The sequence below is a fragment of the Nakamurella leprariae genome, from assembly GCF_016918035.1.
Taxonomy (GTDB): domain Bacteria; phylum Actinomycetota; class Actinomycetes; order Mycobacteriales; family Nakamurellaceae; genus Nakamurella; species Nakamurella leprariae.
Window position 1 is genome coordinate 57,717 of record NZ_JAERWK010000027.1, and the last position, 9,171, is coordinate 66,887.

Here is a 9,171-nt window from a genome sequence, read left to right on the forward strand (position 1 = left end):
GACCCGCGGCCGACCATCCGGGAGGGAACTGCTGATGCCCATGCCGACGTCCGAGCCCGCCGCCCGCCTACCCGCGTCCACGCGGGCCGGGCGGGTGGCCCGCGCCGTCGGGGTGGCGCTGCTGCTGCTCGTCGGCGGTGCGCTGAGCGCGCCGTCGGCGGGTGCGACCCCGCCGTTCCGGCTGCCGCAGCCGATCACCGACCAGGTCGGGGTGCTAGGCACCGACACCGCGGCGGTGCAGTCGGCGATCTCGGACCTGGAGACCCAGCGGCAGATCCAGTTGTGGGTGGTGTACGTCGAGACGTTCGACGGGCAGGACGGGAACGCTTGGGCGGCCTCTACTTTCGACGCCTCCGGCTTCGGGTCGGACGCGATGGTGTTGGCGGTGGCGGTCAACGACCGCGCGTACGGCTACTGGTCTGCAGACGAGTTCCCGCTGACCGAGACCCAGCTCGACACCGTCGTCACCGACGAGGTCCGACCGCAGCTGTCCCAGGGTGATTGGAGCGGAGCGGCGATCGCGCTCGCCGACGGCCTGAACCAGAGATCCAGCGGCAGCAACTCCGGCGCGATCATCCTCGGCGCTGGCGCCGTGGTGCTGCTCGGCGGTGGTGGCTGGCTGCTCTACCGGCGGTCCCGCAAGCACAGGACCGAGCACGCCGGTGCCACCAGCGCCGAGCCGGAGGAGCCGTTCCAGCAGCTGTCCGACCGCAGCGTGGCCGCGCTCATCGAGACCGACGACGCGGTGCGCCGCAGCGAGTTCGAGCTGTCGGCGGCGCGGGACCAGCTCGGCGCGCCGGCCACCGCCCCGTTCCAGCAGGCGTTCGAGGCGGCGCGGGCCTCGCTGACCGCGGCCTTCGAGCTGCGCCAGCAGATCGACGACGAGGTCCCGGAGAGCGAAGCCGATCGCCGCCGGATGATGCAGGAGATCCTGCGCCGGTGCGCCGAGGCCGACGCCAGCCTGGACGAGCAGAGCGCCGAGTTCGAGGCGCTGCGCGACCTGAAGACCCGCCTGCCGGAGGTCGTGGCCCAGCTGCCCGGAGAGATCCAGGCGCAGCGCGCCCGGGTGCCGGGAGCGACCGAGACCCTGCGGTCGCTGCAGCAGCGGTTCTCCCCGGCGGCGCTGGACACCGTGCTGGACAACGTCACGGAGGCCGAACGGCGGCTGGAGTTCGCCGACGAGGCCGTGCGGGAGGCCACCGACGCGCCCACCGCGACGGAGTCCGGTGGCTCCGACACGGTGGCCGCCGCGACGCCCGCGGCAGCCGCGGATCCGGCCCTCGCGGCCTCTGCCCTGGCCAGTCCGGCGGTGCCGGCCGTGCTGGCCGCCCGGCGGGCGCAGGAGTCGGTGGCCCAGGCCCGCACCCTGCTGGACGCCATCGACCGGACCGGACGAGACCTGGCGGACGCCGCCGCCCGGCTGACCGGAGCCACCCATGCGGTGCGCGCCGAACTGGCCCAGTGCCGGACCGCCCTGGCTCAGGCGCCGACCGGGGCGGCCGCGGGCGACCTCACCGGACGGATGGACCAGGTGGAGGCGGTGCTCGCGGTGGCCGACTCGGCCGCGGGGACCGCCGATCCGCTGACGGCGCTGGCCAAGGTGCAGGAGGCCGACCAGGCGCTGGACGTCATCCTGGCCAACACGCTGTCCGCCCAGCAGTACCAGGAGCGCGCGGCGACCCAGCTGCAGCAGGCGTTCAGCACCGCCCAGGCCGAGGTGGCCCAGGCCGAGGACTACATCGGCACCCGCCGCGGTGCGGTGCTGGCCCAGGCCCGGACCCGGCTCACCGAGGCCCATCGGCACCTGGACCGGGCGGCCGGTATGGCCGGAGCCGACCCGGACGGTGCGCTGCAGGAGGCGCAGCAGGCGCGCACGCTGGCCCGAGAGGCCATCCGGCTGGCCCAGTCCGATGTCTCCGGTTTCAGCGGCGGGTCCCGCGGCGGCGGTAGCGATTTCGCCGGGGCTCTGATCGGCGGCATCCTCGGCGGGATGCTGTCCGGCGGCAGCCGCCGCGGTGGCGGCTACGGCGGCGGGTTCGGCGGCGGCTACCGCGGCGGCGGCTTCAGCGGCGGCGGACGTGGCGGCGGCGGCAGCTTCGGCGGAGGAGGCGGGCGCGGGGGCGGCGGACGCTTCTGACCGCCACGCGCCCGGACCGGAACCGCCGGGTCGTCAGCTGCCGAGCTTGCCGATCACGACCTGCGCGGGCGGGTTGGTCAGCGCCGAACCGTCCGCGAACACGACGGTGGGCACGACCCGGTTGCCGCCGTTGAGCTGCTTGACCAGCTCGCCGGCCTCCTCGTCCTCGTCCACGTCCACCGCGTCGTACTCGACACCGGCGGCGTCGAGCTGGGCGACGAGACGGTTGCAGAACGGACACCACGAGGTCAGGTAGATCGTGGGACGATCGGAGTCGGGGCGGGAGTCGACTGCGCTGGTGGTCACGGGAGGGACAACCAGCCGGTCAGGGTCGGCATTCCGCATCCGACCGAGTGGGGCCGACAGCAGGGGGAGCAGGTCATGCGACGGTGGCGGGGACCGGCACGGGCAGGGAGCCGGACGACCGGGGGCGAACGGCCGGCGGATCGGGGCACGACGCGATGAGCGTGCCCTGCCCGGTCTGCAGCCGCCCCACCAGCGACGGCACGGTGTGCCTGCACTGCGGCGCGATCAACGCGCCCACGAGCCCGCCCGCCGGCGGTGCCACGCCGGCTCCCGACCCGACCGGAGATCCGGGGCCGGACGGGCCGATCACCGAACCCGTCCCGGTGGTCGGCGGAGCGTCCGGGGCGGTGCCGGCCGCGGCGTGGACCACAGCCCCGGCCGAGCCCGGGGCGGCCGATGCCGGGCCGACCGACGCCGAGGTGCGAGCCGATCCCGATCCCGATGTTCGGGACGAGGACGCCACCACGGTGCTGCCGGCGACCGCCGGGATCGGCGGCCCCGGGGTCGTCGTCGGAGCACCCCCAACCGTGACGCCCCCACCGGCGACGCCGCCTATCGCAACGCCGCCGCCCGGCACCGTTCCGGACCCCGCCCGACGCCGGCGCCGGGCCACCGCGACGGCCGTCGCGCTGGGTGCGCTGGCAGCGCTGATCATCGCGGGCGCCTGGCTGGGCGGGTACTGGTTCGGCGGTCGCGACGACTCCGGCAGCTCGACGCTGGCCGATCGGTCCACCACCGCCGACGTCGCGGCCGGGTCCGGCGGCACCTCGACCGTGCCCCCGCCGGATCGGCCGCCGAACGACCCCGGCGACGACTCGTTCCCGACCGATGACGACGGGTCGAGCGACACCGCCCTGCCGACGCTGCCGTTCGACCCGGTCCCGGTGGATGGCACCGCCACCTGCACGGCGCCTCAGGGGATGGACAGCGCCGGCGTGCCGCAGACCTACGACCCGGCCAATGCGTTCGACGGTCTGCCGGACACGGCGTGGCGCTGTCAGGGTGACGGCGTCGGGCAGACCCTGACGGTCGACTTCGGCGCACCCGTCACCCTCACCGAGGTCGGGATCATCCCGGGCTACGACAAGATCGACGAGGTGGACGGTTCCGACCGGTTCGTCCAGGGCCGGACCGTGCTGCGGGTGCAGTGGGAGTTCGACGACGGCACGGTCGTCGAGGCCACCCCGGCCGGGCAGCGCGACCTGCAGTGGACGCCGGTCTCGACCACCACCTCGACCGCGCGGATGACCGTCCTGGAGACCGCCCCCGGCCGGACCATCACCGACGACACCGGTGCGCAGTGGGCCGCGGTCGACACCATGGCGGTCAGCGAGGTGGCGTTCCGCGGGCTGGAGTGAGACCCCGGCGCAGCCGGGGTCAGCCCGACCGACCGGCCGCGAGCCGTTTGCAGGAAGCCCGGCATCCGGCCGCACCGAAGTCGTCGAAGCAGGCCCACGTCGGCCGCGCGGTGAGCCGTGCCTGCTGCTGGTGCATCGCCGTGACATGGTGCTCGAGCCCGCCCGCACACCGACAGCGCCTCCGCCGTCTCCGGTGTGCCGCCGGAGTCGACGGCTTCTTCACCGACCAACCGGACATCGGGGTGCTCGCCCGCGACCAGTTCGTCGAGCGTCGTTGATCCCGAGTCCGTCGACCGGGACCCGGCCGGGGGTGCGGGGCCATCGGGCCGCACCCCGGCTCAGGCCGTGGGGACGCCGGCGCGCGCCACCGCCAGCCGACGCGCCAGGTGCCGCTGCTCGGCCGGTGCGGTGACCAGCTCCAGCGCCCGGTCGAACGACGCGGCCGCGGCCGCGGCATCACCGGCCCGCAGGGCGAGCTCAGCAGCGGCTGCGTGGAACAGGTGGTACCGGTCCAGACCCGAGATCGTCGCCAGCACGGCCAGTCCCGCCGGAGCGCCATCGGCCTCGGCCGTCGCCACGGCCAGGTTGAGCCGTTCGACCGGCGAGCCGGTCATCGCCACCAGCTGCCGGTAGAGCCGGACGATCGCCGGCCAGTCCGTGTCCGCTGCGGTCCGCGCGTTCGCGTGCTCGCCGGCGATGAGCGCCCGGACCTGGAACGGCCCCGGGGCGGCCCGCCGGAGCGCGGCGGTCAGGACCCGGTTGCCGCGATCGATGCAGGTCCGGTCCCAGCGGGTGCGGTCCTGCCGATCCAGGGTGACCAGGTCACCGTCCCCGGTGAACCGCGTGGTCTCGCGGGACCGGGTGAACCACTGCAGCGCCAGCAGACCACCCACCTCGGCCCGGTCGGGCAGCAGACCGGCCAGGAGTTCGGTGAGCCGGACCGACTCGGCGAGCAGGTCCACCCGCAGGGGCCCGGTGGTGCCGTGCGCCAGGTATCCCTCGTTGAACACGAGGTACAGGACCGTGAGCAGCACGTCGAGCCGGCCGGTCAGATCGGCCGGCACGGTCAGCGGGATCCGCGCGGTGCGGATCTTGTGCTTGGCCCGGACGATGCGCTGCGCCATCGTCGTCTCCGGGACCAGGAACGCGGCGGCCACCTCCGAGGTGCTCAGGCCGCCGACCAGGCGCAGCGTCAGGGCCACCTGGGCGTCCCGGTGCAGGGCCGGATGGGTGCACAGCAGCAGCAGACGCAACTGGTCGTCGCGGATCTGCCCCTCGTCGCGCACCAGCGTCACCTCCCCCTCCGCTCCACCAGGCTCCCCCGCCGCCGGCCTGACGTGGTCGACGTCCGCACCGCGGGCGACCACCTCGGGTGCCACCGCTGCCACCCGCCGCTGTTCGGCGGCGGTGCGGCGCAGCCGGTCCAGCGCCTTGCGGTGCGCGACCGTGGTCAGCCAACCCGGCGGGTTGTCCGGAACACCGGTGTCGGGCCAGCGCTGCCACGCCTCGACGAGCGCGTCCTGCACGGCGTCGTCGGCCAGCGCCACGTCGCTGTACCGACCGGCCAGCGCGGCGACCAGCGCACCACCGTGCCGCCGGGCGAGCGCGCCGATCACTCGGTCGATCTCGCCCGGCGTCGCGGCGGTCATCGGGGACTGCCGGTCATCCGGCGTCCGGACGGGAGGCCACCGGCCGCACCTCGACGGACGCGTCCCGGATGGGCAGGGCCCGGGCCAGTTCCAGCGCCACGTCCAGATCGGGCGCCGAGATGAGGTAGTAGCCGCCGAGCTGTTCCTTGGTCTCGGCGTACGGCCCGTCGGTCACCGTGCCCGGAGCGCTGCCGTTGCCGTCGAGCCGCACCGTCGTGGCGGTGTCGCTCAGCGCCAGCGCGCCCCCGGTGATCCAGTGGCCACCGTCGATGAGGCGCTGGTTGAACGCGAGCCAGCCGGCCAGCATCTGCCCGTGCTCCGGGCTGCCGGGCTCCGGCGCATCGGCTTCGTCGCGGTAGATGAGGATCATGTAGTCCATCTCGGCTCCTGCCGTCCGGGCGGCTCGTGTGCCGCCGTCACACCGGTGACGCAGGCGGCCCCGCAGATCGACAGCCAAGCGCAGAATTCCTCGGGCGGGAAGCGGTCACCGCCGGAACGGGCACCGCTGAATCGCTCGGTGTCCGGCGGTCGGTCCCTGCGTGCCCCGTCCGTCGATGCGAAGGAGTCGTCCATGACCGAGTCACGCCCAGCCTGGGCCGCCGATCCCGATCTGCATCCCGCAGCGCAGGCGATCGCCGAGGTCGCCGCCGGGATCACCGACGACCAGCTGACCGGCCCCACACCGTGCGCGCAGTACCGGGTGGGCGACCTGCTCGACCACGTCATGGGCCTGTCGGTCGCGTTCACCGTGGCGGCGGACCGGACGGATGACCCGGCGCTGCGGGCGGAGTTGCAGCAGGAGTCGGTGCAGGGGCAGGCCACGCTCGAGCACTTGGACCCCCACTGGCGTCAGCTGCTGCCGGGTCGGCTGCAGCGACTGGCCCGGGCATGGGACGACCCGGCGGCCTGGGACGGGTCCGGTGAAGCCGGCGGGGTGACCATGCCGGGCGGCGTCGCCGGCCGGGTGGCCACCCAGGAGCTGGTGCTGCACGGCTGGGATCTGGCCGCGGCCACCGGGCAGCCGTACGCGGTCGACCCACAGCACGCCGCGTTGCTGCACCACATGACCCAGGAGGCGACCGCGCCGGACCAGCGGGCGATGCGGGACACCATCTTCGGACCGGAGGTGCCGGTGCCCGGGGACGCGTCGGAGTTCGATCGGGCGCTGGGCCTCAGTGGGCGGGACCCGGGGTGGCGGCCGCCTGCCTGAGACCGGGACGGCGTCAGGACGGCCCGGGGTTCTCGTCGGGGAAGGCGGCGCGGATCAGTCGCTTCGGCGCGCGGACCCGCCATGCGTCGGTGATCATCTCCGCCAGCAGGTCCTCCCCGACCCGGTCCAGCCAGACCAGGACCGCTGGGTGGCCGTCGAAGTGCGGGGTCGTGAAGCAACTCTCAGGGTTCTCGGCGATGAGCGCGTCCTTGTCGGCCAGGTCCGGCACGCGAACACCGAGGACCGGGGCGCCGGTCGGTTCCAGATCCAGCGACTGCCAGTCCGATCGACGGAGCGGCCGCTCCCAGACGAACGCCTTGCCGTGCACCGACCAGGCCCGGTGGCCGTAGCTGGTCGACTCGCTCACCTCGGGCAGGGCGGCGGCCAGCCGCTGGACGTCGTCGAGATCGGCCATCGCTGCGCTCCCGGGTCGGTGCGTGTCTGCGGCGGACGCGTGCGCGCCGCGCCCTCGATGGTGGCCGGTGCGGGAGTTCACGGCCACCCCAGGTCGCACCGGGTACCGTGCCGTCGTTCCGTCACCGCGGGACGCGATCACCGGGAGGTGGCGGCGTGCGCCGCGAGGTCTGGTTGCACGGCTTCCCCGTCCCCGGTCGCGTGGTGCCGCTGGCCCGGCGCGCCGAGGCGTCCGGCTACACGGGCCTGCTGCTGGCCGACAGCGAGATCCTGGTCGGCGATCCGTACGTCGAGTTGGCGTTGGCCGCGGCCGCGACGTCCAGGCTCCGGCTGGGGCCCGGCGTCACCAATCCGATCACGCGGCATCCCGCGGTGACCGCGTCCGCGCTGGCCAGCTTGCACGGTGAGTCCGGTGGACGGGCCGTGGCGATCCTGGGTCGCGGTGACTCCGCGGTCCGGCAGCTCGGTCTGGCCCCGGCGAGCACGCCGGAGCTGGAGCGAGCGGTCCGTGAGGTGCGCGGCTTCCTGAGCGGGCGGCCGGTGCAGCTCGAGGCAGCCGGTGTCGTGGCCGAGGGGAACGACGGCCCGACGGCCACCATGAGGTGGTTCACCGGCGACGCCCTGCTCCCGGTGCCGGTGTCGGTAGCCGCGACCGGGCCGGCCACCATCGCCGCCGGCGTCCGGGCGGCCAGCCGGGTCGATCTGACCGTGGGAGCCGATCCTGCACGCATCGCGTGGGCGGTGGACGTGGCGCGACGGGCCGCCGGACCGGATCAGACAGTGTCGCTCGGCGCCTTCGTCAACGTCGCGGTGCATCCGGACGTCACGGTGGCCCGGCAGCTGGTGCGGGGCAGTGCGGCGATCTTCGCCCACTTCGTGAGCGAGGGACCGTTGCGCTCGCTGTCGGACGGCGACCGTGCGGTGATCAGCCGGTTCGGCCGGGCCTACCAGGAGGCGCAGCACGGACTCAGCACGGCCGACCACGTCGCACTCCTGCCCGACGAGTTCCTGGACCGGTTCGCCGTGCTGGGCTCCGCCGAGCAGTGCCTCGACCGGTTGCACCGCTTGTTCGACCTGGGCCTGGACCGGATCATCGTCGTGCCGGGGTCACGGGACGCGGACCCCGCCCTGCTGGCGGAGGCCGACGAACGCTTCGCCGATCAGGTGCTGCCTCGGTTGATCGGCTGACGGCCGTCCGTCACGAGCCGGCGTGGACGTGACGGGAGTCATCGCCCGGCGGGTGGTCCGACACCGGTGACCGGGAGAGTGCGTCCGGACTCTCAGGTCAGCTGGTGTACGAGACGTCACTGACCGGTCGGCGCACCGGCAGGGACCCACCTTCGGCGAGCTGTTCGGCGACGCCGGCCGGACTCGCCGTCGCATCGGACCCGGGCTGGCTGAGCTGGTGCAGCGCCTGGATCCCCAGGGGGTAGCCGAGCACGCCGAGTCCGACGATCTGTCCGACGGTCACGGGCGACAGGTACGAGTGGTGCCGGAAGGTCTCGCGAGCGTGGACGTTGGAGATGTGCACCTCGACGACCGGGGTGCGGGCTCCCTCGACGGCGTCGCGGAGGGCGACCGAGGTGTGCGCATAGGCACCCGGATTGATGACCGCTCCGATGGAGGTGCCGGCGGCGACCGCCGCACCGATCTCCTGGACCCAGTCGACGAGCTGGCCCTCGTGGTTGGTCTGCGCGAAGTGCAGCTCGAGTCCGAGCGCGGTGGCCTGCTGCCGGCACATCGCCTCGACGTCGGCGAGGGTCGCATGACCGTAGACCTCGGGACGGCGCGAGCCGAGCAGATTCAGGTTGGGTCCGTTCAGGACCGACACCGACAGCGTCACGACCGACCTCCAGGCGTTCTCACGATCTCAACGAGCAGCACCGGACGGTACCAAGCGATGAGGACGACACAGTGGACGCGGAACGACGGCGCTCCCGTCACGTGACGGAACGGCGGCCGAGGCTCGAAACCGGTACCACCGGCCGAAGAAAGAGCCGGAAATGCAAGAGCAGGGAGGACCCGGTATGGGGTCGCTCCCTGCTCTTGTGAATGATTGTCCGGCGGTGTCCTACTCTCCCACACCCTGGCGAGTGC

The 9,171-nt window shown here is 73.9% G+C and carries 8 protein-coding genes and 1 pseudogene; 4 read left to right on the top strand and 5 right to left on the bottom strand.

Annotated elements, in window-relative coordinates:
- Positions 1 to 34 precede the first annotated feature (34 nt).
- A complete protein-coding gene (locus tag JL106_RS19575) occupies positions 35 to 2,137 on the top strand; it encodes a TPM domain-containing protein (protein ID WP_205262458.1) in 2,103 nt (700 codons plus the stop codon).
- Between the two features lie 33 nt (positions 2,138 to 2,170).
- Here the strand turns inward: JL106_RS19575 and JL106_RS19580 are convergent, their stop codons facing one another.
- Complete coding sequence (locus JL106_RS19580) at positions 2,171 to 2,443, bottom strand: mycoredoxin (protein WP_328842599.1); 273 nt, start codon at positions 2,441 to 2,443, stop codon at positions 2,171 to 2,173.
- Positions 2,444 to 2,598: 155 nt separating this feature from the next.
- On the opposite strand from JL106_RS19580, the gene JL106_RS19585 reads away from it, so the two are divergent.
- Positions 2,599 to 3,801 (top strand): discoidin domain-containing protein, encoded by a 1,203-nt coding sequence (locus tag JL106_RS19585; protein WP_205262460.1) that lies wholly within the window; start codon positions 2,599 to 2,601, stop codon positions 3,799 to 3,801.
- Positions 3,802 to 4,139: 338 nt separating this feature from the next.
- Here JL106_RS19585 and JL106_RS19590 read toward each other — a convergent pair whose 3' ends face one another.
- Positions 4,140 to 5,450 carry an RNA polymerase sigma factor gene (locus JL106_RS19590; protein WP_205262461.1) on the bottom strand — a complete coding sequence of 437 codons (1,311 nt, stop codon included), beginning with the start codon at positions 5,448 to 5,450 and terminating at the stop codon, positions 4,140 to 4,142.
- 13 nt (positions 5,451 to 5,463) lie between these two features.
- On the bottom strand, positions 5,464 to 5,829 hold the full coding sequence (locus JL106_RS19595) for a YciI family protein (protein WP_205262462.1): 366 nt from the start codon (positions 5,827 to 5,829) through the stop codon (positions 5,464 to 5,466).
- A gap of 192 nt (positions 5,830 to 6,021) precedes the next feature.
- Between JL106_RS19595 and JL106_RS19600 the strand changes: the two genes are divergently transcribed.
- Positions 6,022 to 6,660: a TIGR03086 family metal-binding protein gene (locus JL106_RS19600; RefSeq protein WP_205262463.1), complete on the top strand. Its 639-nt coding sequence runs from the start codon at positions 6,022 to 6,024 to the stop codon at positions 6,658 to 6,660.
- A gap of 13 nt (positions 6,661 to 6,673) precedes the next feature.
- Here JL106_RS19600 and JL106_RS19605 read toward each other — a convergent pair whose 3' ends face one another.
- Positions 6,674 to 7,075, bottom strand: coding sequence for an MmcQ/YjbR family DNA-binding protein (locus JL106_RS19605; protein WP_205262464.1), 402 nt, complete (start codon positions 7,073 to 7,075; stop codon positions 6,674 to 6,676).
- A gap of 155 nt (positions 7,076 to 7,230) precedes the next feature.
- Between JL106_RS19605 and JL106_RS19610 the strand changes: the two genes are divergently transcribed.
- Entirely contained in the window at positions 7,231 to 8,262 is a 1,032-nt protein-coding gene (locus tag JL106_RS19610) for an LLM class flavin-dependent oxidoreductase (RefSeq protein WP_205262465.1), read from the top strand.
- A gap of 220 nt (positions 8,263 to 8,482) precedes the next feature.
- Here JL106_RS19610 and aroQ read toward each other — a convergent pair.
- Positions 8,483 to 8,911, bottom strand: a pseudogene (aroQ, locus tag JL106_RS19615) (type II 3-dehydroquinate dehydratase); the annotation flags it as partial.
- Positions 8,912 to 9,171: the final 260 nt, after the last annotated feature.

Bases quoted from the DNA above. Each gene is read 5' to 3' on its own strand.
- JL106_RS19600 (WP_205262463.1), top strand. From the start codon at position 6,022: ATGACCGAGTCACGCCCAGCCTGGGCCGCCGATCCCGATCTGCATCCC.
- JL106_RS19575 (WP_205262458.1), top strand. From the start codon at position 35: ATGCCCATGCCGACGTCCGAGCCCGCCGCCCGCCTACCCGCGTCCACG.
- JL106_RS19585 (WP_205262460.1), top strand. From the start codon at position 2,599: ATGAGCGTGCCCTGCCCGGTCTGCAGCCGCCCCACCAGCGACGGCACG.
- JL106_RS19590 (WP_205262461.1), bottom strand. From the start codon at position 5,450: ATGACCGCCGCGACGCCGGGCGAGATCGACCGAGTGATCGGCGCGCTC.
- JL106_RS19605 (WP_205262464.1), bottom strand. From the start codon at position 7,075: ATGGCCGATCTCGACGACGTCCAGCGGCTGGCCGCCGCCCTGCCCGAG.
- JL106_RS19595 (WP_205262462.1), bottom strand. From the start codon at position 5,829: ATGGACTACATGATCCTCATCTACCGCGACGAAGCCGATGCGCCGGAG.